The 21,983-nt window shown below is 73.0% G+C and carries 25 protein-coding genes; 11 read left to right on the plus strand and 14 right to left on the minus strand.

Annotated elements, in window-relative coordinates; translation table 11 throughout:
* Positions 1-22: 22 nt before the first annotated feature.
* Both MKW14_RS05825 and MKW14_RS05830 read left to right on the plus strand, forming a co-directional pair.
* Entirely contained in the window at positions 23-385 is a 363-nt protein-coding gene (locus MKW14_RS05825) for a DUF1304 domain-containing protein (protein WP_240859411.1), read from the plus strand.
* Positions 382-945: a TetR/AcrR family transcriptional regulator gene (locus tag MKW14_RS05830; protein WP_240859413.1), complete on the plus strand. Its 564-nt coding sequence runs from the start codon at positions 382-384 to the stop codon at positions 943-945. Before MKW14_RS05825 ends, MKW14_RS05830 begins: the two co-directional genes overlap by 4 nt.
* Before the next feature lie 155 nt (positions 946-1,100).
* On the opposite strand, the gene MKW14_RS05835 is transcribed toward MKW14_RS05830, so the two are convergent.
* Positions 1,101-2,063, minus strand: a complete 963-nt coding sequence (locus tag MKW14_RS05835; protein ID WP_240859416.1) for a GlxA family transcriptional regulator — start codon at positions 2,061-2,063, stop codon at positions 1,101-1,103.
* 71 nt (positions 2,064-2,134) lie between these two features.
* On the opposite strand from MKW14_RS05835, the gene MKW14_RS05840 reads away from it, so the two are divergent.
* Positions 2,135-3,085 carry an NADP-dependent oxidoreductase gene (locus MKW14_RS05840; protein WP_240859418.1) on the plus strand — a complete coding sequence of 317 codons (951 nt, stop codon included), beginning with the start codon at positions 2,135-2,137 and terminating at the stop codon, positions 3,083-3,085.
* An 18-nt stretch (positions 3,086-3,103) separates the two neighbouring features.
* Here the strand turns inward: MKW14_RS05840 and MKW14_RS05845 are convergent, their stop codons facing one another.
* A complete protein-coding gene (locus tag MKW14_RS05845; RefSeq protein WP_240859420.1) occupies positions 3,104-4,210 on the minus strand; it encodes an NAD(P)-dependent alcohol dehydrogenase in 1,107 nt (368 codons plus the stop codon).
* 39 nt (positions 4,211-4,249) lie between these two features.
* Positions 4,250-5,704 (minus strand): aldehyde dehydrogenase family protein, encoded by a 1,455-nt coding sequence (locus MKW14_RS05850; protein WP_240859423.1) that lies wholly within the window; start codon positions 5,702-5,704, stop codon positions 4,250-4,252.
* 103 nt (positions 5,705-5,807) lie between these two features.
* Between MKW14_RS05850 and MKW14_RS05855 the strand changes: the two genes are divergently transcribed.
* Positions 5,808-6,245, plus strand: coding sequence for a MarR family winged helix-turn-helix transcriptional regulator (locus MKW14_RS05855; protein WP_240859424.1), 438 nt, complete (start codon positions 5,808-5,810; stop codon positions 6,243-6,245).
* Positions 6,246-6,402: 157 nt separating this feature from the next.
* Complete coding sequence (locus MKW14_RS05860) at positions 6,403-6,783, plus strand: anti-sigma factor antagonist (protein ID WP_240859426.1); 381 nt, start codon at positions 6,403-6,405, stop codon at positions 6,781-6,783.
* A gap of 24 nt (positions 6,784-6,807) precedes the next feature.
* On the opposite strand, the gene MKW14_RS05865 is transcribed toward MKW14_RS05860, so the two are convergent.
* Positions 6,808-7,761, minus strand: a complete 954-nt coding sequence (locus MKW14_RS05865) for a ribose-phosphate diphosphokinase (protein WP_240859427.1) — start codon at positions 7,759-7,761, stop codon at positions 6,808-6,810.
* A 209-nt stretch (positions 7,762-7,970) separates the two neighbouring features.
* Here MKW14_RS05865 and otr(A) point away from each other — a divergent pair, with 209 nt between their 5' ends.
* The gene (otr(A), locus tag MKW14_RS05870; protein WP_240859428.1) at positions 7,971-9,833 is read left to right on the plus strand and encodes a tetracycline resistance ribosomal protection protein Otr(A); all 1,863 of its coding nucleotides are present in this window, start codon (positions 7,971-7,973) and stop codon (positions 9,831-9,833) included.
* Between the two features lie 123 nt (positions 9,834-9,956).
* On the opposite strand, the gene MKW14_RS05875 is transcribed toward otr(A), so the two are convergent.
* On the minus strand, positions 9,957-11,147 hold the full coding sequence (locus MKW14_RS05875) for a cytochrome P450 (RefSeq protein ID WP_240859429.1): 1,191 nt from the start codon (positions 11,145-11,147) through the stop codon (positions 9,957-9,959).
* 148 nt (positions 11,148-11,295) lie between these two features.
* Between MKW14_RS05875 and MKW14_RS05880 the strand changes: the two genes are divergently transcribed.
* Positions 11,296-11,958: a DUF4230 domain-containing protein gene (locus tag MKW14_RS05880; protein WP_240859430.1), complete on the plus strand. Its 663-nt coding sequence runs from the start codon at positions 11,296-11,298 to the stop codon at positions 11,956-11,958.
* Here the strand turns inward: MKW14_RS05880 and MKW14_RS05885 are convergent, their stop codons facing one another.
* From MKW14_RS05885 to MKW14_RS05910, 6 genes are read right to left on the minus strand one after another with little or no spacing between them, the layout of a single operon-like run.
* Positions 11,959-13,719 carry a complex I subunit 5 family protein gene (locus MKW14_RS05885; RefSeq protein ID WP_240859431.1) on the minus strand — a complete coding sequence of 587 codons (1,761 nt, stop codon included), beginning with the start codon at positions 13,717-13,719 and terminating at the stop codon, positions 11,959-11,961.
* On the minus strand, positions 13,719-14,066 hold the full coding sequence (locus MKW14_RS05890; RefSeq protein ID WP_240859665.1) for a sodium:proton antiporter: 348 nt from the start codon (positions 14,064-14,066) through the stop codon (positions 13,719-13,721). The genes MKW14_RS05885 and MKW14_RS05890 overlap by 1 nt, the downstream gene beginning before the upstream one ends.
* An 8-nt stretch (positions 14,067-14,074) precedes the next feature.
* Positions 14,075-14,815, minus strand: coding sequence for an MnhB domain-containing protein (locus MKW14_RS05895; RefSeq protein ID WP_240859436.1), 741 nt, complete (start codon positions 14,813-14,815; stop codon positions 14,075-14,077).
* A complete protein-coding gene (locus MKW14_RS05900) occupies positions 14,812-15,072 on the minus strand; it encodes a hydrogenase subunit MbhD domain-containing protein (protein WP_240859437.1) in 261 nt (86 codons plus the stop codon). The genes MKW14_RS05895 and MKW14_RS05900 overlap by 4 nt, the downstream gene beginning before the upstream one ends.
* Positions 15,065-15,517 (minus strand): MrpF/PhaF family protein, encoded by a 453-nt coding sequence (locus MKW14_RS05905; protein ID WP_240859438.1) that lies wholly within the window; start codon positions 15,515-15,517, stop codon positions 15,065-15,067. Before MKW14_RS05905 ends, MKW14_RS05900 begins: the two co-directional genes overlap by 8 nt.
* On the minus strand, positions 15,514-15,696 hold the full coding sequence (locus MKW14_RS05910) for a hypothetical protein (protein ID WP_240859439.1): 183 nt from the start codon (positions 15,694-15,696) through the stop codon (positions 15,514-15,516). Before MKW14_RS05910 ends, MKW14_RS05905 begins: the two co-directional genes overlap by 4 nt.
* Before the next feature lie 246 nt (positions 15,697-15,942).
* Between MKW14_RS05910 and MKW14_RS05915 the strand changes: the two genes are divergently transcribed.
* Positions 15,943-16,653, plus strand: a complete 711-nt coding sequence (locus MKW14_RS05915; protein ID WP_240859440.1) for a VanZ family protein — start codon at positions 15,943-15,945, stop codon at positions 16,651-16,653.
* 73 nt (positions 16,654-16,726) lie between these two features.
* Here MKW14_RS05915 and MKW14_RS05920 read toward each other — a convergent pair whose 3' ends face one another.
* The 3 genes from MKW14_RS05920 to MKW14_RS05930 are packed head-to-tail and all read right to left on the minus strand — an operon-like array spanning position 16,727 to position 18,846.
* Entirely contained in the window at positions 16,727-16,972 is a 246-nt protein-coding gene (locus MKW14_RS05920) for a hypothetical protein (protein WP_240859441.1), read from the minus strand.
* A 37-nt stretch (positions 16,973-17,009) separates the two neighbouring features.
* Complete coding sequence (locus tag MKW14_RS05925; RefSeq protein ID WP_240859443.1) at positions 17,010-18,032, minus strand: DNA topoisomerase IB; 1,023 nt, start codon at positions 18,030-18,032, stop codon at positions 17,010-17,012.
* Between the two features lie 10 nt (positions 18,033-18,042).
* Positions 18,043-18,846: an SDR family oxidoreductase gene (locus tag MKW14_RS05930; RefSeq protein ID WP_240859444.1), complete on the minus strand. Its 804-nt coding sequence runs from the start codon at positions 18,844-18,846 to the stop codon at positions 18,043-18,045.
* Between the two features lie 102 nt (positions 18,847-18,948).
* On the opposite strand from MKW14_RS05930, the gene MKW14_RS05935 reads away from it, so the two are divergent.
* The 3 genes from MKW14_RS05935 to MKW14_RS05945 all read left to right on the plus strand — a co-directional run bounded on the left by MKW14_RS05935 (position 18,949) and on the right by MKW14_RS05945 (position 21,957).
* Positions 18,949-19,989 carry a PHP domain-containing protein gene (locus MKW14_RS05935; protein ID WP_240859445.1) on the plus strand — a complete coding sequence of 347 codons (1,041 nt, stop codon included), beginning with the start codon at positions 18,949-18,951 and terminating at the stop codon, positions 19,987-19,989.
* 37 nt (positions 19,990-20,026) lie between these two features.
* Positions 20,027-20,683 carry an HAD family hydrolase gene (locus MKW14_RS05940; protein WP_240859446.1) on the plus strand — a complete coding sequence of 219 codons (657 nt, stop codon included), beginning with the start codon at positions 20,027-20,029 and terminating at the stop codon, positions 20,681-20,683.
* A 110-nt stretch (positions 20,684-20,793) separates the two neighbouring features.
* On the plus strand, positions 20,794-21,957 hold the full coding sequence (locus tag MKW14_RS05945; protein ID WP_240859447.1) for an FUSC family protein: 1,164 nt from the start codon (positions 20,794-20,796) through the stop codon (positions 21,955-21,957).
* The last annotated feature ends 26 nt before the right edge of the window (positions 21,958-21,983 follow it).

The following is a 21,983-nucleotide window of genomic DNA, read 5'->3' on the forward strand; positions in this document are numbered from 1 at the left end:
TCACAGAACTCGGAGCCCAGCAATGCAGACGGTCGCGAACGTGCTGGTCGGCCTGGTGGCCGCCCTGCACGCCTATATCCTCGTGATGGAGATGTTCCTGTGGCAGAAGAAGCCCGGCCGGGCGCTGCACGGGTTCGACCGGGAGATGGCGCGGGCGACCGCGCCGATGGCCGCCAACCAGGGGCTCTACAACGGCTTTCTGGCCGCCGGGCTGGTCTGGGGCCTGATCGCGGCGGACCCCACGGGTTACCGTGCCCAGGTGTTCTTCCTGTCCTGCGTCGTGGTCGCCGGTGTCTTCGGCGCCGTCACGGCCAACCGCCGCATCCTGTTCGCCCAGGCCCTGCCCGGCGCGCTCGCCCTGGCCGCCGTGCTGATCGCGCGGTGACCCGGCAAGCGCCCGAGGACCCGCGGGCCGCGCGCACCCGGGCTCGACTGCGGGAGGCCCTGCTCGCCGAGTGCGCCGAACGCCCGCTCGCGGAGGTGGGGGTGGCGGCGCTGGTGCGCCGGGCCGGGGTCGGCCGGGCCACGTTCTACGTCCACTACGCCGACCTGGAGGCGCTGGCGGTCGACGCCTGCGCGGATGTCGTACGGGAGGCCGTTCAGGCGCTGCACTCCTGGACGGGCCGCCCCGACCCGGTCCACGCGCCGCCCGCGCTCGGGGAGTTCTTCGCCTCCCTGACCCCGCACGCCTCTCTGTACCGCGAGTTGCTGACGCCGGGCGGCGGCGGTCCGCTGGGCCGGGTGCTCCACCGGGACCTGCGCGCCTACAGCCTGCGCGAGCGGGAACGCGCGGGCGCGGCGGACGCCCCGCTGGTCGCCTCGGCGGTGGCCGCCACCTTCGCCGGGGTACTGGCGGACTGGCTGCACGGCCTCCTGGACGCGGACGCGGGCGCGATCGCCGACCAGGTCTGGCAGTTGCTGGTGGCGCTGCACGCCAGCCGCTGACCGCGACTCCGCTCCCCTGGAAGTGCCGCGAGGTGCCGTCGTTCTCCTGCGGGCCGCCGTGGGCTGGTCGCGCTCCGCGGCGGAGCCGCATGTCCTCCGCTGCCCCGCGCCGCTTCGGGACGCTGCCGAACCGCGGCCCACTCCACCCGGCCTGCTCAGCCGACGGCCGCCGCCTGGAACGTGCGTCGGTACGCCTGTGGTGACACCCCGATCGCGGCGTGCAGATGCTGGCGCAGGGAGGCGCCGGTGGCGAAGCCGACCTGGCCGGCGATCTGGTCGACGGACAGATCGCTGGACTCCAGCAGGTGCCGGGCACGGGCGACGCGCTGCTGGATCAGCCAGCGCCCGGGGCTCAGACCCACCTCGTCGTTGAAGCGGCGGGCGAAGGTGCGCAGGCTCATCCGGGCGTGCGCGGCCAGGTCCGCCAGGGTGAGCGGTTCGTCGAGGTGCTCCAGGGCCCACGCGCGCGTGGCGGCCGTGCTCGCGGCGCCGCTCTCCGGCACCGGCTGCTCGATGTACTGGGCCTGGCCGCCGTCCCGGAACGGGGGGACGACACAGCGCCGGGCCACGGCGTTGGCCAGTTCGCTGCCGTGGTCGGTGCGCACGATGTGCAGACAGACGTCGACCCCGGAGGCGGCGCCGGCCGAGGTGAGGATCCGGCCGTCGTCCACGAACAGGACGTCGGGGTCGAGGTCGACGTGCGGATGGCGGCGCCGGAAGGCGTCGGTGACCTGCCAGTGCGTGGTGGCCCTGCGCCCGTCTAGCAGGCCGGCCGCGGCGAGCACGAAGGCGGCGGTGCAGATGGAGACGATGCGGGCGTCCGGGCGGATCCGGGCGAGCGCGGCGGCGACCTCGGCAGACAGCTCCGCGGGGATGTCCGTGGGCGTCATGGAGGCGACCACCACCGTGTCGGCCGTGGCCAGGATCTCGGGCCCGTGCTCGACGCCGATGGTGAAGTCGGCGCTGCTGCGCACCGGTTGACCGTCGACGCTGCACGTCAGCACCTCGTACCGGCCGTCGGCCGCGCCGAAGATCCGGCTGGGGATGCCCAGCTCGAAGGGGTACACACCGTCCAGAGCCAGCACCACGACCCGTTCCACCCGCCGATCATCAGTCATGGCATGATTCTATCGAAGGTTGGCAATCGTGCCATTTTCCTGTCGGGCGAACCCCGGCAGGCTGGTTCACCATGAGCGATGTGAAGACGATGCGAGCCATCAGCCAGGACGTCCTCGGCGGTCCCGAGGTCCTCAGGGAAGTGGAGCTGGAGCGGCCCGAACCGCGTACGAACGAGGTGCTGGTGCGGGTGCGCGCGGCCGGCGTCAACCCGACCGACTGGAAGCACCGCGCCACCGGCGGCTTCCTGGGCGAGCCGCCCTTCGTCCTGGGCTGGGACGTGTCCGGCGTGGTCGAGGCGGTCGGGGTGGGCGTGGCCCGCTTCCGGCCCGGCGACGAGGTCTTCGGCATGCTGTCGTACCCCTTCGGTCACGGCTCCCACGCCGAGTACGTTACCGGTCCGGCGCGCTGGTTCGCGCACAAGCCGGCCTCGGTCGACCACGTCCAGGCGGGCGCGCTGCCGCTGGTGTCCCTGACCGCATGGCAGGCGCTGGTGGAGTACGCGGACGTGCGGCCTGGGCAGCGGGTGCTGATCCACGCTGCGGCCGGCGGAGTCGGGCACGTGGCGGCGCAGATCGCCAAGGCGCGCGGCGCGTACGTGATCGGCACGGCGAGCGCGGGCAAGCACGAGTTCCTGCGCGGCATCGGGGTCGACGAGGCGATCGACTACCGGGAGACGGACTTCGCCGAGGCCGTGAAGGACGTGGACGTCGTCCTGGACACGATCGGCGGCGACACCTCGACGCGTTCACTGCGCGTACTGCGCCCGGGCGGCATCGTGGTGTCGATCCTGCCGGTGGGTTCGGGCGACTTCCACGAGGAGGCCGAGCGGCTGGGGGTGCGGGCGCTGCGGATGCTGGTGGACGCCTCGCACAGCGGTATGGAGGCGATCGCGGCGCTGGTGGAGGCGGGGAAGCTGAGCGCCACGATCGCCGGCACCTTCCCGCTGGCCGATGCCGCCGAGGCACACAGGCTCGGCGACACCGGCCGGACCACGGGAAAGCTGGTCCTCACCGTCGACTGAGTCGAAGCGGCAGCGCGGTCAGAACGTCAGCACGGGCTTGATCGCCTTGCCCGCGCCCATGTCCCGCACCGCCTGGTCGATGTCCGCGAACGGATACGTGCTGATCAGGCGGTGCAGCGGCAACCGGCCCTCCTTGACCAGGCGCACCAGGGAGGGGATGAAGGACTGGGTCTCGGCGTCGCCGAGGGTGAGGCCGACGACCTGCTTGCCGCCCAGCAGTCCGTTGACGTCCAGGGCGACCTCGGTGCCGAAGGGCGGGGCCCCGACGACGACCAGGGTGCCGCGGGCGCCGAGCGCGTCGACGCCCTGGCGCAGGACGGCGACGTTGCCGGTGGTCTCCACGATGCCGTCGGCGCCCTGGCCGCCGGTGATCCCGGCGAGCGCCTCGCCGAGGTCGGTCTCGCCGGCGTTGACGGTGTGGGTGGCGCCCAACTCCTTGGCCAGGGACAGCCGTTCGCCGATCCGGTCGACGGCGACGATCCGGGTGGCGGGGGTCAGGGCGGCGGCCATGACGGCGGAGAGGCCGACGGCGCCGGCGCCGAGGACGACGATCGTGCTGCCGGTCACCGGCTTCAGCACGTTCCAGACGGCGCCGACGCCGGTCTGCACACCGCAGCCGAGCGGCGCGACGGACTCCAGCGGGACGTCGGCGTCGACCTTGACGAGGCTGCGCTCGTCCACGAGCGCCCGCTCGGCGAAGGAGGACTGGCCGAAGAAGTGGCCGCCGAGCGGCTCCCCGTCGCGGCTGATGGTGCTGGTGCCGTCGGGGCGGCGGCCGCCGATCAGGTTCAGCGGCAGCCAGGTCGCGCAGTAGGCGGGGTGGCCGCCGTTGCAGTTGCGGCACTCGCCGCACGAGGTGAAGGACAGCACCACGTGGTCGCCGGGCGCCACACCGGTGACCGCCGGGCCGACGGCCTCGACGACGCCGGCGCCCTCGTGGCCGAGGACTCCTGGCAGCGGGAAGGGCAGGCCGCCGCTCGCGACGCCGAGGTCGGTGTGGCACAGGCCGGTCGCGACCATGCGGACCACCGCCTCGTGCGGTCCGGGCTCGTCGAGCTCGACGTCGGAGAGGGTGAACGGTGCTCCGCCGGACTCGACGACCGCGGCGCGGGTGGAGAGGGACATCGTACGGACTTCCTTTGCTTTCGGGCGCTTTCGGCGGGTTCAGTCGAGCGAGACGACGACGGACTTGACCTTGGTGTAGGCGTCGAGGGCCTCGGGGCCGTACTCGCGGCCGTAGCCGGAGTCCTTCACGCCGCCGAAGGGCACCGCGGGGTCGAGCATGGCCCAGTCGTTGATCCAGACGATGCCCGCCTGGAGGCGGCCGGCGATGCGGTGGGCGCGGGCGAGGTTCTGCGTCTGGATGCCCGAGGCCAGGCCGTAGGGCGTGGAGTTGGCGAGTTCGACCGCCTCGTCCTCGGTGTCGAAGGGCTGCACGGTCAGGACGGGGCCGAAGACCTCCTCCTGCACCACCCGGGAGTCGTTCGACAGGTCGGCGACGACGGTCGGCTGGTAGTAGTAGCCGCCGTCGAGGCCGAGGCGCTCGCCGCCGCAGACGATGCGGCCGCCCTCCTTGCGCGCGAGGTCGATGTACTCCTCGACCTTCTTCAGGTGCTTCTCCCCCGCCATCGGCCCGACGACGGTCTCCGGCTGCCGGGGATCGCCGACCGGGACGCCGGGCACCGCCTCGGCGAGGATGCCGAGCAGGGTGGCGTAGACCGGGCGGGAGACGAGCAGACGCGGGCCGCCCATGCAGAACTGGCCGGTGTTGAAGACGAACGCCTTGATGATCGTGCCGACCGCCTTCTCCAGGTCGGCGTCCTCGAAGACGATGTGGGCCGCGTTGCCGCCCAGTTCCATGGTCACGGGCTTGAGGGCCTCGCCGGCCACGCTCGCGACATGCCGGCCGATGGCGGTCGAGCCGGTGAAGGCGACCTTGTCGACCCCGCGGTGGCGCAGCAGCGCCTCACCGGCGACCGGGCCGGCGCCGGTGACGACGTTGACCACGCCGTCGGGGACGCCCGCCTTCTGCAGCAGGCGGGCCATGTACAGGGCGCTGAGCGGGGTCTCGTCGGCCGGCTTGTGGACCACCGTGTTGCCGGCGGCGAGTGCGGGGCCGAGCTTCGAACCGGCCAGGATCAGCGGGAAGTTGAAGGGGGTGATCGCGGCGACCACGCCGAGCGGCTCGCGCCGGGTGTAGGCGAGGGCGTTCATCGGGGTGTCGCGCACGGAGCCGTCGAGCGAGTAGGCGAGGGCGGCGAAGTGCTCGTAGTCGTTGGCCGCGTTGGTGATGTCGACGGCGTGGCACAGCGAGATGGGCTTGCCGACGTCCAGGCTCTCCAGCCGGGCGAGTTCCCCGGCGTTCTCGCGGATCAGTTCGGCCACCCGGTGCAGGATCCGGCCGCGCTCACGGCCGCTCAGCCCGGACCAGGCGCCGCTGTCGAAGGCCTCGCGGGCCGCCCGTACGGCGGCGTCCACGTCGGCGGCGCCCGCCTCCGCGACGGTGGTGACGACCGCGCCCCGGGACGGGTCGACCACCTCGGTGCGCGCTCCGTCGGCGGCCTCGCGCCACTGCCCCCCGATGAACAGCCGTCCGGGTTCGATCTCGAAGGTGGTCATCACCACTCCTCAGCCTCTTCGCCAAGATTTCAACCAACAGGATTCCTGTTGGTTCGCAGTTTCATTACAGACAGGTTTCCTGTCAATGCTCTAGGCTGGATTCATGCTCGACACCCAGGCTGCGAAGACTTCTCCGTCCCTGCTCTACATGGTCAAGCAGGTGGAACTCGTGGTGCGCTCCCATCTGGACGAGCTGGTCAAGCCGTCCGGGATCACCGCGCTGCAGTACACCGCCCTGACCGTCCTGGAGCGGCACGACGGGCTGTCCGCCGCGCAGCTCGCCCGGGACTCGTTCGTCACCGCGCAGTCCATCGCGGACCTCGTGCGGTCCCTGGAGAACCGCGGCCTCGTGCGCCGGGAGCGCAACCCCCACAACCGCCGTGAACTGCTGATCCTGCTGACCGACGCCGGGCGCGAGCTGCTCGCCCAACACGCGGCTCCCGTACGGGAGTTGGAGGAGCGAATGGTCCGGGAGCTCACCTCGCACCAGACCGAGCAGTTCCGCCAGGCGCTGTCCAAGGCGTGGCACGCCCTGTCCTAGCGCACGCCGGCGCAATCCTTCCTCGCAATTCGAAGACATATGTCAATCGAACATGCTCAAATTCACTCGTTCGAGGGTAACTTGCAGGGCGGGGAAGGGATGTGCGCCCGCTCGGTACCCGGGGGCACGACAGGAGCAGGTTGGAGGCGAGGTCGTCGTGCAGCAGGAGCCTGCGCCGCTCACCCGGCATCTGCGTGTCCACCGGCACCGGGGCCACACGGTGCTGGAGTTCCGGGGTGAGATCGACATCGCCGCCGCGACGGAGATCGCCCCGTACCTGGACGAGGTGACGGCGCAGCCCGCTGCCCGGCTGGTGATCGACCTCCGCCGGACCGAGTTCTTCGACTGCTCCGGGCTGCGCCTGCTCTACCGGGCCCGCGGCCGCTGCCTGGACCACGACGGCGAGCTGCGGCTCGTGTGCACCCACCCGCTCACCTTACGGATCATGCGCGTCACCGGCCTGTCCCGGCTGCTGCCCGCCCATCCGACCCTGGACGCGGCCCTGGGCCAGCCAGAGGCCACGTCCGGGACGTTATGAGGCTTTCCACTCGGGAGCAGGCATCTATTCGTTCCGCGGCGCGTCGAACAGGGCGCTGACGGACTCGCCGTTGTGAATGCGCCGCACGGCCTCGGCGAGCGCGGGGGCGACGGTCAGGATCCGGAGTTTCCCGGTGCGCTCCTCCTCCGGGACCGGCACGGTGTTGGTGCACACGATCTCCAGGACGTCCGGCTGCTCCCCGATCCGCTTCAGCGCACCGGCCGCGAACAGTCCGTGGGTGCACGCGACGCGGATCGAACGCGGCCCCGACTCGCGCAGCCGCTCCAGGAGTTCGAGGACGGTGCTGCCCTTGGCGATCTCGTCGTCCAGGATGATCACGTCCCGGTCGGCGACCTCGCCGATCACCGAGCTGATCGAGACCCGGTCGTCCGCGTACCGCTGCTTGGCGCCGGCGGCGACCTGGGCGCCGATCATCCGGGCGAAGGCCGCGGCCTCCTTGGCGTTGCCGAGGTCGGGCGAGACGACGGTGGTGCGGGTGAGGTCGTAGCGCCGGAAGTACGCGGCGAGTTCGCGCCGGGCGTGCAGATGGTCGACCGGAACGGAGAAGAAGCCGTGCACCTGCGGCGAGTGCAGGGTCATCGTCAGGACCCGGCTCGCGCCCGCCGCCACCATCAGGTCGGCGACGAGCCGGCCGCCGAGGGAGATGCGCGGCGCGTCCTTCTTGTCGGAGCGGGCGTAGGAGTAGTGCGGCATGACGACGCTGATCCGGGCCGCCGAGGCCCCGCGCGCGGCGTCGCACATCAAAAGCAGCTCGACCAGGTTCTCCTGGACCGGCCTGACCAGCGGCTGGATCAGGAAGACGTCGCGTTCACGGCAGTTGGCCTGCAGCTGCACCTCGAGGCAGTCGTTGGCGAAGCGGCTGACCCGGGTGGGGCTGAGCGGCACGCCCAGATGCGCGCAGACCTCGGCGGCCAGCTCGGGGTGGGCGCTGCCGCTGAACACGGAGATGTCTCGCACGATCCGCTCCTCGCATGATCATGACGGGGGGACGGCTTCATGCTACGGGCCCTGTTTCGGGCCGGATATTCGGTTGCGGACGGCCCCCGGCCGCGCGCCATGATGGCGCCGTCCCTGTTCCCCTCACGTCAGGACTGCTCGCATGCGCCGACTCCTCGGAATCAACCAGCGCCCCCACTGGCCCACGGTTCTCGAGGACTCGACCCCGCATGCACACCCTGAACATCGGAATTCTGGCCCACGTCGACGCCGGTAAGACCAGCCTCACCGAGCGGCTGCTGTTCGACCACGGAGCGATCGAGCGGCTCGGCAGCGTCGACGCCGGTGACACCCGTACGGACGACAGGGAGATCGAGCGGCAGCGCGGCATCACCATCCGCTCCGCCGTCGCCGCGTTCACCGTCGGCGACACCCAGGTCAACCTGATCGACACACCCGGTCACTCCGACTTCATCGCCGAGGTCGAGCGTGCCCTGGAGGTCCTCGACGGCGCGGTGCTGCTGCTGTCCGCCGTGGAGGGCGTACAGGCGCAGACGCGGGTGCTGATGAAGACGCTGCGGCGGCTGCGGCTGCCCACCCTGGTCTTCGTCAACAAGATCGACCGGGCGGGCGCCCGGGCCGAGGGCCTGCTCACCGACATCCGCCGCAAGCTGACGCCGTACGTCGCCCCGCTCACGGACGTGACGGGCATCGGCACCCCCGACGCGCGCGTGACACGCCGCCCGGCCGGGGATCAGCAGCTGGCCGAGGGACTCGCCGAGGTCGACCCGGGCATCCTCGCGGCGCTCGTCGACGGCCCCGAGCCGACCGCCGACGACCTCTCCAAGGCCCTCGCGGCGCACACGGCCGACGGCTCCTTCCATCCCGTCCTGTTCGGCTCGGCACTCGGCGGCCAGGGCGTCTCCGGTCTCGTGGACACCGTGATCCGTCTGATCCCGCCGGCCCCGGCGTCCGGTGCCGCCGGACCACGCGGCACCGTGTTCGCCGTACGGCCCGGACCGGGCGGCGAGCGGACGGCCTACCTGCGGTTGTACGACGGCGAGGTGGCGCGGCGTCAGCGGCTGACGTTCCTGCGGCGCGAGGCCGACGGCCGGACCACCGAGGTCACCGGTCGGGCCCACCGCCTGGACGTCGTCGGCCGGGAGGGGCCCCTGAACGCCGGGAACATCGCGGCGATCGGCGGACTGGCGGGTGTGCGGGTGGGGGACCGGCTCGGTGAACTCAGCGACCGAGCACCGCAGTTCGCGCCCCCGACCCTGGAGACCGTGGTCCGTGCCCGGCGCCCGGAGCAGGCGGCGCGACTGCGCGCGGCCCTGCTCGCCCTCGCCGACCAGGACCCGCTGATCCACGCACGCCCGGCGCCTGCCGGGGCCACCGCGCTGCTGCTGTACGGCGAGGTCCAGATGGAGGTGATCGCGGCGACGCTGGCCCAGGACTTCGGTGTCGAGGCGGACTTCGAGCCGGGCCGGGTGCGGTTCCTGGAGCGGCCGCGGGGCGTGGGCGAGGCCGTCGCGGAGCTGCCGTGGCACCTGGGCACCCGGTACTGGGCGACGATCGGGCTGCGGGTGGAGCCGGGACCGCGCGACTCCGGCGGAGTGTTCACGTACGAGACGGAACTGGGCGCACTCCCCCGCGCCTTCCACCAGGCCATCGAGGACACCGTGCACGCCGGCATGCTGACCGGGCTGTCGGGCGCGCCGGTCACCGACTACCGGGTGACGCTGATCCGCTCGGGTTACTGCTCGCCCATCAGCACGGCGGCCGACTTCCGGGGTCTCACCCCGGTCGTGCTGCGCCAGGCGCTGGAGCAGGCGCGGACCCGGCTGTACGAGCCGTACCACGCCTTCGAGACGGAGGTCCCGCTCGACGCCCTGGCCCCGGTGACCGCCGAACTCGCCTCACGGGGTGCGGAGTTCACCGGAACCACGGCCGGCCCGTCCTCCTGGCTGATCACCGGCGAGCTGCCGGCCCGCCGGGTGCGCGAGATCGAGCTGCGGCTGCCCGGCCTCACCCACGGCGAGGGGGTGTGGTGGTCCCGCCCGTCGGGTGACAGGGAGCTGCGGCCGCACTGAGCGCTCCGCTGGAGGTGCCGCGCTGTGCCGTGGGTCGTCCGCTGCGCCGTCGTGGCTGGTCACGCTCCGCGGCGGAGGCCCATGCCTGCCGCAGGCCTCCGCCCTGTGGGGCCTGACCCCAAGTCACCACGACACCGGCAGGGTGCGTGGGCTCCGGGTCATCCGGCCCTCGTGCCAGTCGATCGTGTCCGGGGTGAACTCGGCGCGCAGGCCGGGGAAGCGGGAGGCGAGGCGGTGCAGGGCGAGGCCGAGTTCCAGGCGGGCGAGCCAGGCGCCGAGGCAGTGGTGGGGGCCGGCGCCGAAGACGACGGTGGGCGCTGGCAGCGGGGTGAAGGGGTCCGGCGGGCCGGGCGGGAAGACGGCGGTGTCGCGGCTGGCGGAGTTGGTCTGTACGGCGACCACGCCGCCCGCCGGGATGGTGACTCCCCCGACCTCGGTGTCCTCGACGGCTCGCCGCAGCAGTCCGGGCAGGACGCGGCCCTCGCTGAGCGGGACGGCGCGCAGCAGCTGCTCGGCGGCGGTGGCGGCCGTCTCCTCGCCGTCGGCGAGACCGGCGTAGACGTCCCGCCGGTCGGTGAGGAGGTAGACGACGAGGTTGCCGAGCGCCGTCATGGTCGTCTCGTGCCCGGCCACCACCAGACCGCACACCAGCCGCACGAGCTGCCGTTCGTCGATGCCGAGGCCGTCGCCCGCCGCCACCAGACCGCTGACCAGGTCGTCGTCGGGGTCCTTGCGCCGTTCGGCGACCAGTTGGGCGCCGAACTCCGCGAACTCGGACATGGCGGCCACGACCTCCTCCCGGGTGTGCGCGCCCCCGGAGAGGGCGTGGTCGGTCCAGTGGCGGATGCGCTCGCGGTCGAGGTGGTCGAGGCCCATCAGCCGGCAGATCACCGAGACGGGCAGCGGGCGGGTGAACCCCTCGACGATGTCGGCCGGCCGCTCCCGGGCGGCGAAGTCGTCGAGGAGGGTGTCGACGACCGAGGCCACCCAGGGCCGCCAGCGGGCGATCGCGCGGGGCGTGAACGCCCGCTGCACGGTGCCGCGCAGCCGCTGGTGCGGTTCGCCGTCGAGGTTGACCATCCCGTCGGGGTCCCCCAGCAGGTTCGGCACGACGAGCAGCGGCGGTGCGTCGTCCGCGTACAGCGAACGCCTGTCGAAGCGGTGGTCCATGAGCACCTGGCGGACGTCGGCGTAGCGGGTCACGAGCCAGACGGGGGTGCCGGTGGCCAGCGCGGTGCGCCGGGGCGGTCCGGCCTCGGGGAGGTCGATGCGGTGCATGGGGCAGCGGGAGCGGGACGTGCTGTCTGTACTCATCCGGGACTCCAGGGGTGCCGGTACGGACAGTTCTCCCACGCTAGTGCGCCCCGACTGCCTCCACCAAGGTATCGATCGGCCAACGACACGGTCTGCCAAGGGATTTGGCGGGCATCCGTGGAAGTAGTCAGGAAGGAGGACCGCGGCCATGACGACTCCCATCAGGCGCGTGTCCAGGCGCATGCCCGGCTGGGCGAAGGCCGTGAGCGCCGTCGTGCTGGTGCTCGTGGTGTTCTTCGCCGGGATCCGGCTGAGCGTGCTGCCGGGTCTCAAGGACCTGTTCGGGACGCAGACGCACGACCGCTCCGGTCCCGCACTGCTGCAGTCCATCCAGGACATGAGCCGTTACGACGCCGCCTCGGGCAACTTCCAGGTCGTGGTGGACCTGGAGAAGGACGCCAAGTACCTGCCCGACGCGATCCGCGGCACCCGCACCCTGTACGTCGGGGCGGGCACCGTCGACGCCTATGTCGACCTGGGCAAGGTCGGCAAGGACGACGTGACGGTCAACGGCGACCGCACGTCCGCCACCATCCGGCTGCCGCACGCGGCGCTCGGCAAGCCGGCCCTCGACCCCGACCGCTCCTACGCCGTCTCCAAGCAGCGCGGTCTGCTCGACCGCCTCGGCGACTTCTTCTCGGACAACCCCAACAGCGAGCAGGCGGTGCAGAAGCTCGCGGTGAAGCACATCGGCGCGGCCGCCAAGGACAGCGGGCTGACCAGGCGTGCCGAGACCAACACCGTCGACATGCTCCAGGGGCTGCTGCACTCGCTCGGCTTCAAGGAGGTGCACGTCTCCTACCAGAGCTGATCAGGCGCCCAGCACTCCCGGCAGCGCCAGCGCGCCGAGCAGCGCGGCCCCGACCAGCACCCATGCCACGTAGTCGCCGACGTGCCCGGACTGCAGCCGCCGCAGCGGCAGCGCCCAGTCCGGGCACGTCAGCAGTTTCGGGCGGACGGCGGCGAGGGCGGCGAGGCCCACGGCGAGCCCGGTCGACAGCAGGCCGAGCAGCACGCCCGGTCCCGTCCACTCCACGGAGCCGAGCACCCCGCCGGACCCGGCCTCGTTCACCGAGCGCGCCACGAGGTCGCCGAAGCCGGGGCCCACGCCCACGGCGAGCGCCGCTGCCAGCAGCACGGCCGGGACCGCCGTCATGGTGTCCGGGATCCGCCGGATGCGGTGTCCCGTCTCCGGCTGTTCGCCCGAGCCGGTCGTCTCGACCTCGCCCTGGTCCGGCGGGGTGGGTCCGAGGCCGAGGAACACCCCGGCGGCGACGCGCAGCACGGCCGCGGCGGTCACCGCGCTCCCCGCGACGTACAGCACGGTCAGCGGGCCGCCCACCGCCTCCTCGGCGACGGACTTGCCGAGCGCCGTGCCGAACGGCGGCAGCCCCGCGAGGCCGAGGCCCCCGAGGACGTACATCACGGCCACCCCGCGCAACTCCCGGGCGCGTCCGTGCAGGGCGTGCTCGTCGACGCTGCCGTAGCGGTCGAGGAGGATGCCCGTGAGGGCGAACAGGGCGGCCTTCACCCCCGCGTGCCCGAGGACGTACAACGCGACCCCGTCGTCGGCCTCGGGGGTCAGCACGCCGATGCCGATGAGGAAGAGCCCGGTGTGGGCGACCGTCGAGTAGGCGAGCAGCCGTTTGATGTGCCGCTGGTACCAGCACATCACGGCGCCGATCACCACCGTGAGCACGCCGAGCACCACCAGGGCGCGCCGCAGGTCGTGGGGCGGGACGCCGCCGGGGCCGGCGAAGACGGTGCCGTACACGCGCCAGACGCCGTAGACGCCGAGTTCGACCATGACGCCGGACAGCAGCATGCACACGGGGGTGGGGGCGACGGCGTGCGCGTCCGGGAGCCAGAAGTGGAAGGGGACGGCGGCGGCCTTGACCAGCAGACCGGTCAGGACGAGGACGAAGCCGGCGAGGGTGAGCGCGTCCGGGGCGCCGTGCGCGTCGAGACCGCGCCCGATCTGGGTGAGGGCCAGCTCGCCGGTGCGCGCGTACAGCAGCCCGATGCCCATCAGCATGGCGTACGCGCCGAGGGAGTTGACGACCGCGAAGCTCAGGGCGCCCTGCACGGCCTTGGCCTCCTCGACCCGGGTGCCGGTCAGGGCGTAGGCGACGACGCTCATCAGCTCGAACCAGACGAACATGTTGAACAGGTCGCCGGCGATCGCGAACCCGCACATGCCGCCCTGGAACAGCAGCATCAGCGCCGGGAAGGAGCCCGCGTGGCGGCGGGGCGGCTCGTCGAAGTAGTGCCAGGAGTAGACCAGCGCCGCCAGGGTCAGCAGCGAGGCGAGCGCGGCCATGCCGAGGCCGGGTCCGTCGCCGGTCAGGACGATGCCGACGCTGTGGCCGTCGACGGGCGTCCAGCCGCCCACCCATTCGGTCATCGGCGGCGAGGAGCCGAGCAGCAGGACGAGGGCGAGTCCGGCCGTCGCGGCCGACACCGCGCAGCCCGCGGACTCGGCGGCGACCCGGGGCAGCCGGCGGCCGACGGCGACGAGCAGCGCGGCCCCGAGGATCGGGACGGCGACCAGGAGGGGGAGCAGGTCGTTCATCAGCCGCGCAGCTCGGAGAGTTCGTCGGGGTCGACGGTGCCGTGGCGTTTGGCGATCTGGACGACGAGCGCGAGGAGCAGGGCGGTGACGGTGGCGCCGACGACGATGTCGGTGAGGGTCAGAGCCTGGACGACCGGGTCGACGACCGGGCGGGAGCCGGGCTTGATGTCGGAGAAGACCGGGGCGGTGGCCTTGTTCCGGTAGCCGACGGCCAGCAGCAGGACATAGGTGCCGGCCTGGCAGACGGACAGACAGCCGACGGCGTGGATGAGGTTGCGGCTGGTGGCCAGGCCGTAGCAGCCGGCCAGGAAGACCCACGCGGCCACCAGGTACGGCAGCACGTCCATCACGGATCTCATCTCCCGCTCTCCTCCTCGATCTCGACGGCCTGGTCCAGGAAGCGGGCGAGCAGGACAACGACCGCGCAGGCGACCTCCATGCCGATGGCCGCGTTCAGCAGCGGCACGGTGCCGCCGGAGGACAGGGTGTTGAAGGTGCCGTACGGCAGCAGGGTGTTGGCCAGGAAGGCCGTGCCGCCGATGAGGCCCGCGATGCCGGTGACGACGTAGGCGGAGGAGGCGAGAGCGTCGCCGACCTCGTACATGCCGACCGGGCGGACACGTTCCAGGGCGGCGTAGTCGGCGCCGAGGTAGAGCAGGTGCAGGGCGGTCGCGGCGACGACCCCGCCCTGGAAGCCGCCGCCGGGGCTGAGCTGGCCGTGGGCGACGATGTAGAGGCCGCTCAGCAGGGCGACGGGCAGGACGAGGAGGGCGTAGCGGCGCACCGGCCGGGCCACCTCGGCGGGTTCGGGGCGGGCCCGCCGCTCGTCCCGGGTCTGGCGCAGCAGGACCACGCAGCCCAGGACGGCCGCGAAGAGGATGGTCATCTCGCCGAGGGTGTCGAAGGCGCGCTGGTCGAAGTTGACGGAGGAGACGGTGTTGGCGGTGTGCCGGGTCAGGGAGGCGTGGACCGCGCGGTCGCCGTAGGGGTGCCGGTCGCCGCCGAAGTGCGGCAGTCGCAGGCAGGCGGCGACCAGCAGGGCGGCCAGGCCCGCGCCTCCGGTCAGCAGGACCCACAGCCGGGTGCGCCGGGTCACCGCTCGCCCTCCCTCTCCCGGCCGCGCCGTCTGACCTTGCGGACGGCGAGCATCAGCAGCAGCGGGGTGAGGGCGGAGCACACGGCGAGCTGGGACAGGCCGACGTCCGGTGCCTGCAGGACGGTGAACAGCACGGCGAGGACGACGCCGAGGACGGACAGGACGAGGGCCTGGCGCATCGGGTCGCGGGTCGCCACGGCCACCGTGGCGGACGCCGCCACCAGCAGCAGCGCGACGACGATCACCGCGTCAGCCACCGCGGACCCCCCGGAAGCCGCCGGACAGGGCACGCGAGGCGATGGCGTTCCCGCTGATCAGCAGGGCGCCGATGACCAGCAGTTTGACCATCGCGCGGCTGGGTCCGGTCGCCACGCACAGGGCGGTGACCGCGGCCGCGCCGAGGCCGGCGACCGTCCAGGTCAGGCCCCAGGCGCGCGGCGGGTCCTCGGCCAGTTCGTCGGCGAGCAGCCGCGCGAAGACCAGGGTGCCGACCGGGCCGAGCAGGGCGAGGACCAGACCGAGGTCGACGTAGGACGGCCGGTTGTAGGCCTGGGACAGGAGCAGCAGGCTCGGGCAGGCGAGGGCGGTGGACAGGTTCTGCGCCACGACGCGGCGGCGCAGCGGGCCGGTGGCGACGCCCCACAGGGCCGCGCCCAGGCCGCCGGCGAGACCGACGGTCGCGGCGAGCAGCCAGCCGTTCACGAGCCGGTCACCGCCCGTCGCGCGGCCCGCGCGGCGAGGGCGCCCACGAGGGCCGAGCCGGCGCCGACCGCGAGTTCGAGGGGGTCGACGGTGCTGATGAGGACCAGCCACAGCAGGGCGAGAGCGACCCACCAGCCCAGCAGTTCGGCCGCCGCGAGGAGCGCTGTCCGCGGGGTCATGCGCCACCTCCTCGGGCTCCGCTCGCCCGCCGTCGCGGCGAGAGGTCCGGTCCGTCCTTCCGCGGCATCCAAGCATCGCGGTGGGCGCCGCGGGTGGCGGCGCGCTCGGCTCACCGCCCGGTTGCCCCGACAGCGGGAAGGAAAACCGCGCGGGCGCACCACCCCGGTCCGGGACGCGGCGGCATCGTCGGCGGCAGCGGGGGTAACCGCCTTACGACACAGGGAAGTTGGAGACTGGAGGACCGGATGGCCCGTGCAGCCTCGCGCCCACGTTCCGCATGGCGCCTGGGTATCGCCAAACCCGACAAGGCCGCGAGGCCCGCGAAGAACGGCGGCGCGGAGAGGACCGCGAGGTCCGCGAAGCCCGCGAAGTCCGCCAAGCCCGCGAAGAGCGGCGAACCGGTGAAGGGCGGCAAGGTCTGGAGGAGGGCGAAGGCCGAGCGGGCCTCCCCTCCGGAGCCGCGTGAGCGGCATGTCCTGCCGCTGCCGATCCGGCTGCTGGCGATGCTGGTCGCCTTCGGGTTCATGGTGGCCTTCGCCGTGGTGCTGGCCAAGCTGACGCTGGAGCCCTCCCCCGCCTCGGCCTCGCTCGTGCACACCAATCTGCATCCGGGCCGCTCGATCCGGGCCTATGTCGAGCAGCCGGCGCTGCGCGACGCCGTGAAGCAGATCGGCGGCAACATCCTGCTGGGCGTCCCGTTCGGGGTTCTCATCCCGGTCGTCGCGCCACGGGCGCGCGGGCTGCTGCGCGTGCTGCTGCTGACCGCAGTGGTCATGCTGCTCGTGGAGTTCGCCCAGGGAGCGCTGGTCGACGGACGCGCCTTCGACATCGACGACGTCATCCTCAACACGACCGGCGCGCTCATCGGCTGGGTCGTCCTGGGCCGGCGGATGGGCAGGGTGCACGCACGGGAACGGGTCCCGCGCCGGCCCGCCAAGGGCACGAAGAGCCTTTAGCCGGGCACGTCGATGCTGTGGGGACCGCACCGGCGGCCCCGACCAGGACTGGACGGTCGGCTGAGGCGTCGGCTCAGTGCTTCGTCCAGGTGTACTTGTCGCCTCCCACCCAGCGGATCAGGTCCGGGTCGTCGAGGTCGTGGATGGGGATGCCGTACGAGGCGGCGGCCTCCAGTACGTCGGTGACGGCCCGGGCCTCGCCGATGACCTGACCGTCGATCTCCACGATCCGGAAGGGGGCCTCGCCCGGCCTGCCCGGGCACACCCCGAGCACCAGAACCCGTGGATGGGGGATGTGCGGAACGCGTTGTTCGGTCATGCCATAGAGCGTAGAACGCGAGCCGGACGACGACCCGTCAACGCCCGTTCTCCAGCAGCTCCAGCACCGCCCGCTCGACGGCGCCCTGCGTGGCCGGACGGCCGAAGTCGCCGTGCTCGCCCAGCCGGGTGAGCACCTCGGCGATCGTGACGTCCTGCTCGAACAGCTCGAACACCTTGGGGTCGATGTAGGAGGCCCGGCACACGGCGGGCGTGTTGCCCAGGTAGTGGCTGACCTCGCGGACCGCACGCGTGATCTGCCGTCGGCGGGACGCGGGGGTGGCACGTGTCTCCGCGGTGGGGACGGACAGCGCGACGGCGGCGAGGACCGTGGCATGCCAGGTGCGGAAGTCCTTGGCGGTGATCTCGGTCCCGGACAGCCGCCGCAGCGCCTCGTTCAGGTCGTCGCCGTGCAGATCGTGCCAGGCGCCCCGCTCCCGGTACACGAGCAGCCGCTCCCCACCGCGCCGACGGCGGACAAGGGCCCGTACGACGGCGTGGACCTGTTCGTCGACCAGGGCCCGGACGAGCTCGACGCCGCCCTTGGCCGGGTAGCAGAACTCGATCTCGCCGCGGCGGCAGGTGACGTGCTCGCGCAGCATGGTCGTCAGGCCGTAGGTCTCGCTCTGCTTGGTGTGCCGGTCGCTGCCGATGCGGAAGAAGCCCAGGTCCAGCAGGCGCACGGCGCAGGCGGTGACCCGGGTCCGGCTCAGTCCGCGTCCGGCGAGGTCGACCGCCACCTTGGCGCGCAGTTCGGGCAGGGTACGGGCGACCTCGCGGACGTGTTCGTGCTTGGCCTGCTCCTGCTGGGCGCGGAAGCGCTCGTGGTAGAGGTACTGGCGGCGTCCGGCGTCGTCGGTGCCGACGGCCTGCAGATGGCCGTTGGGCCAGGGGCAGATCCACACGTCCCGCCAGGCCGGCGGGATGACCAGGCCGCGGATGCGCTCGAGGTGGGCGGGGTCCTTCAGGGGCGCGCCGGTCTCGTCCCGGTAGCGGAAGCCGCGGCCGCAGCGGACGCGGCTGAAGCCGGGACGGTCGCAGTGGCTGGTGCGCAGTCTCACCTCAGCCCGCTCAGGGCCGTCGCCAGTCGTCGCTGCCGAGATGCGAGCCCGCCTGCGGGCCCATCCGCAGCATGCCGCCGTCCACGCTCCAGGACGCGCCGGTGACGTACCCGGCGTCCGGGCTCGCGAGGAAGGCGATCACGGCGGCCACCTCGCGGGCGTCACCGGGCCGGCCGAGCGGAATGCCCGGACGGGGCTCGGTGTGCACGTCCTCGTCCTCCTGGCCGGTCATCGGCGTGGCGATCTCACCCGGCGCGACGGCGTTGACGGTGATGCCGTACTCGGCGAGTTCCAGGGCCATCACCTGGGTGAGCAGTCCGAGGCCGCCCTTGGCGGCGCAGTACGGGGCCGCGCCGACCCTCGGCTGGTGCTCGTGGACGGAGGTGACGTTGACGATACGGCCGCCGTCGCCCTGCCGGATCATGCGCCGCGCCGCCCGCTGCCCGCACAGGAACGGGCCGACCAGATCGACGTCGAGGACCTCGCGCACGGTGCCGAGGTCCAGATCGAGGAACCGGGTCATGGTGCCCGTACCGGAGTTGTTGACCAGGACGTCGAGGCGGCCGAGCCGTTCGCACAGCTCGTCGACCGTGTCGGCGGCCTCGGGCAGGCCGGTCAGGTCCAGGTGGGCCACCTCGGCCCGCCGCCCGTGGGCGCGCACCTCGTCGGCGGTCTCCTCGGCGCCCTCGCGGTCGGTGTTCCAGGTGATGCCGATGTCCATGCCCGCCTCGGCCAGCCGGACGGCCGTCGCGCGGCCGATCCCGGAGTCGGAGCCGGTGATGACGGCCACCTTGCCGGAAGCTGATGAGGACATCGCCGACCTCCTCCTGAACGCGCCGAGGGTGGGGCATCGCAGTACCCCGGGTGAGCGGGCACAAACCGTGCGGGATCCGCGCGGCCGGGGAACCCTGGAGCCATGGATCCCGTCGAGGCACTGGACCGGATCGCCTTCCTGCTGGAGCGGTCCCTGGCGCCGACCTACCGTGTCCGCGCCTTCCGTACGGCCTCCCGCGTGCTGGCGAAGCTGCCCGCGGACGAGGTGCGCGACCGGGCCGCCGCCGGGTCGCTGGAGTCGCTGAAGGGGGTCGGCCCGAAGACGGCCCAGGTCGTCCAGGAGGCGCTGGCCGGACAGGTGCCGGGCTATCTGCGCAAGTTGGAGGACGAGGCCGGGGCGGCGGAGATGGACCGGGCGGGCGCGGAGCTGCGGGCGCGGCTGCGCGGGGACTGCCATCTGCACTCGGACTGGTCGGACGGCGGCAGCCCGATCGAGGAGATGGGACGGGCCGCCGCGGCGCTCGGGCACGAGTGGGCGGCCCTGACCGACCACTCCCCGCGGCTGACGGTGGCGCGCGGGCTGTCGCCCGAGCGGCTGAGGGAGCAACTGGACGTGGTGGCACGGCTGAACGAGACCTGGGCGCCGTTCCGGCTGCTGACCGGCATCGAGTGCGACATCCTCGAGGACGGCTCCCTGGACCAGGAACCCGGACTCCTCGAACGGCTGGACGTGGTCGTGGTGTCGGTGCACTCCAAGCTGCGCATGGACGCCCGCTCGATGACCCGGCGCATGGTGGCCGCCGTCCGCGACGAGCACTCCGACGTGCTCGGGCACTGCACGGGCAGGCTGGTGACCGGGCGGGGGCGGCCCGAGTCGGAGTTCGACGCGGACGAGGTGTTCGCCGCGTGCGCCGAGACGGGCACCGCCCTGGAGATCAACAGCAGGCCCGAGCGGCTCGATCCGCCCCGGCGGCTGCTGCGCCGCGCGGTGGAGGCGGGCGTGCTCTTCTCGATCGACACCGACGCGCACGCGCCCGGCCAGCTGGACTGGCAGATCCTCGGCTGCGCCCGCGCCGAGGAGTGCGGGGTGCCAGCCGCGCGGGTGGTGAACAGCTGGACCCTCGACGACCTGCTCGCCTGGACCCGCGAGCGGCGCACGCCCGCGGGCGTGGCGGGCCGGTGACGTGGTACCCGGGCGGAGAGCGAGCAAGGGAGAGCGCATGGAACGGGCGGCCGTGTTCGACGTCGACGGAACCCTCGTGGACACCAACCATCTGCACGTGGCGACCTGGTGGGAGGCGTTCCGGCAGGCGGGCCACCAGGTGCCCATGCACGCCATCCACCGGTCCGTCGGCCTGCCCTCGGAGGATCTGATCGACCGGCTGCTGGGCGAGCGGCGGGACAAGGACCGGGACGGCGGGCTGAGCGCCGCGCACAAGACGCTGTACGCGCAGTACTTCGACCGGCTGCCCGCGCTGGAGGACGCCGGCCGGCTGCTGCGCCGGCTGCATCACGACGGCTGGCGGGTGGTGCTGGCCACCTCCGCGAGCGGCCCGGAACTGTCCGCACTGCGGCGCGCGATCTCCGCCGACGAGGCGATCCACGCCACGGCCAGCGCCGACGACGTCGAGGAGGGCAAGCCGGCCCCCGAGCCCGTCGAACACGCCCTGGAGCTCGCCGGAGTGCCCGCCGAACGGGCGGTCTTCGTCGGCGACACCGTGTGGGACATGCGCGCGGGCACCCGGGCCGGCGTGCGCTGCGTCGGCGTGCTGTGCGGCGGAATCCCCCGGGCGGACCTGGAGGAGGCGGGCGCCGAGGCGGTGTACGACGACCCCGCGCACCTTCTGGCCGACCTCGAGGGCAGCCCGCTGGCCTGAGTGCGGCGCCGGGTGCGGGCCCTTGGCAGCATCCTGAGCGCGGCCCTGAGTGCGCCACGTCACTGGGCGCGGCCTGCTGTGATCCGCCGATCTTCGGTTACCCGCACCGGATGACGCGAGTGACCGAAGCGGTACGACGATCAGCACAGGGCGGGAAGTGGACCGGCGTCGGACGGAACACGCTGGCGGCCTGGCGCTCGCCGGGCCGGGAGCGGGACCTGGTCGTGCAGTCGCTGAAGGCCGCGGGGGCGGCGGTGCTGGCGTGGTTCGTGGCGAGCGACGGCATGGACGACCCGATGGCCCTGATGGCGCCCTGGGTGGCGGTGGTCCTGGTGCAGGCCACCGTGTACAGCTCCCTGCGGCGCGCGGCGCAGCAGTTCGCGGCGATCTGCGTCGGCACGGTGTGCGCCTCACTCGCCCAGGCGGTCACCGGGAACACCCTGGGCGCGCTGGCGCTGTGCCTGCCGGTGCTGATGCTGCTCTCGAACTGGTCCCGCTTCGGCGACCAGGGCATCTACGGCGCCACCACCGCGGTGTTCACGCTCGCCGCCGGCAGCGTCAGCGCGGCCACGGTCGGGCACCGGGTGGGGCAGGCGGCGCTCGGCGCGGTCATCGGGATCGCCGTCAACGCGCTGGTGCTGCCGCCGATCCATCTCCGGGACGTCCGCGAGAACCTGGCGGCCCTCGCCGAGGAGGCGACGGACGTGCTGCGCACGGTCGCCGACGACATGCGGCACGAGCGCTGGGACGCGGCGACCGTGGGCGGCTGGGAGCACGGCGCCGCCCGGCTCGAACACCGGCTGGAGGCGGTGCGCTCGGCCCGCCGCTGGAGCCGGGAGAGCCTGCGCCTGACCAGCCGGCCGCTGCGCAGACTGCGCCGGCTGCCCTCGGACATACCGCCCGACAGCGAGGACGAGCGCTGGAGCCGGATCACCGGACACGTGACGGCACTCACCCGCACCCTCGGGGTCGCCGCCGAGGACGGACGGACGCCCACGCCGCCCGACGCCCCGGTGCTGCACACCTACGCGCGCCTGCTGGAGCTGATCGCGCGGGCCTGCCACGCGCAGGGGCGCCGGCTGCTCGACGGGCCCGGCGAGGAGGAGGTGGACGAGCGGGTCGAGGAGACCCGGCGCGAGCTGCACCGGCGGCTGCAGGAGGGGCTGCGGGAGCAGGCCGGGTACGGGGCGGACCGTACGACGGTGCTCGGATCTCTGCTGCTGCAGGCGGAGAACCTGTGGGCGGACACCGTTCCCGCCGCCGTGCGCGGGTGACGGTGACGCAGATCACCGGGAAAAGG

Origin of the sequence: Streptomyces gilvus, from assembly GCF_022513565.1 — a bacterium.
Taxonomy (GTDB): Bacteria; Actinomycetota; Actinomycetes; order Streptomycetales; family Streptomycetaceae; genus Streptomyces; species Streptomyces gilvus.

Excerpts from the sequence above, each read along its gene's own strand:
- MKW14_RS05825 (WP_240859411.1), top strand. The coding sequence starts at position 23 with ATGCAGACGGTCGCGAACGTGCTGGTCGGCCTGGTGGCCGCCCTGCAC.
- MKW14_RS05930 (WP_240859444.1), bottom strand. The coding sequence starts at position 18,846 with ATGTCCTCATCAGCTTCCGGCAAGGTGGCCGTCATCACCGGCTCCGAC.
- MKW14_RS05875 (WP_240859429.1), bottom strand. The coding sequence starts at position 11,147 with ATGAGTACAGACAGCACGTCCCGCTCCCGCTGCCCCATGCACCGCATC.
- MKW14_RS05835 (WP_240859416.1), bottom strand. The coding sequence starts at position 2,063 with ATGACTGATGATCGGCGGGTGGAACGGGTCGTGGTGCTGGCTCTGGAC.
- MKW14_RS05855 (WP_240859424.1), top strand. The coding sequence starts at position 5,808 with ATGCTCGACACCCAGGCTGCGAAGACTTCTCCGTCCCTGCTCTACATG.
- MKW14_RS05850 (WP_240859423.1), bottom strand. The coding sequence starts at position 5,704 with ATGACCACCTTCGAGATCGAACCCGGACGGCTGTTCATCGGGGGGCAG.
- MKW14_RS05920 (WP_240859441.1), bottom strand. The coding sequence starts at position 16,972 with ATGACCGAACAACGCGTTCCGCACATCCCCCATCCACGGGTTCTGGTG.
- MKW14_RS05945 (WP_240859447.1), top strand. The coding sequence starts at position 20,794 with ATGACGCGAGTGACCGAAGCGGTACGACGATCAGCACAGGGCGGGAAG.
- MKW14_RS05910 (WP_240859439.1), bottom strand. The coding sequence starts at position 15,696 with ATGACCCCGCGGACAGCGCTCCTCGCGGCGGCCGAACTGCTGGGCTGG.
- MKW14_RS05940 (WP_240859446.1), top strand. The coding sequence starts at position 20,027 with ATGGAACGGGCGGCCGTGTTCGACGTCGACGGAACCCTCGTGGACACC.
- MKW14_RS05880 (WP_240859430.1), top strand. The coding sequence starts at position 11,296 with ATGACGACTCCCATCAGGCGCGTGTCCAGGCGCATGCCCGGCTGGGCG.
- MKW14_RS05935 (WP_240859445.1), top strand. The coding sequence starts at position 18,949 with ATGGATCCCGTCGAGGCACTGGACCGGATCGCCTTCCTGCTGGAGCGG.
- MKW14_RS05885 (WP_240859431.1), bottom strand. The coding sequence starts at position 13,719 with ATGAACGACCTGCTCCCCCTCCTGGTCGCCGTCCCGATCCTCGGGGCC.
- MKW14_RS05840 (WP_240859418.1), top strand. The coding sequence starts at position 2,135 with ATGAGCGATGTGAAGACGATGCGAGCCATCAGCCAGGACGTCCTCGGC.
- MKW14_RS05845 (WP_240859420.1), bottom strand. The coding sequence starts at position 4,210 with ATGTCCCTCTCCACCCGCGCCGCGGTCGTCGAGTCCGGCGGAGCACCG.
- MKW14_RS05915 (WP_240859440.1), top strand. The coding sequence starts at position 15,943 with ATGGCCCGTGCAGCCTCGCGCCCACGTTCCGCATGGCGCCTGGGTATC.
- MKW14_RS05890 (WP_240859665.1), bottom strand. The coding sequence starts at position 14,066 with ATGGACGTGCTGCCGTACCTGGTGGCCGCGTGGGTCTTCCTGGCCGGC.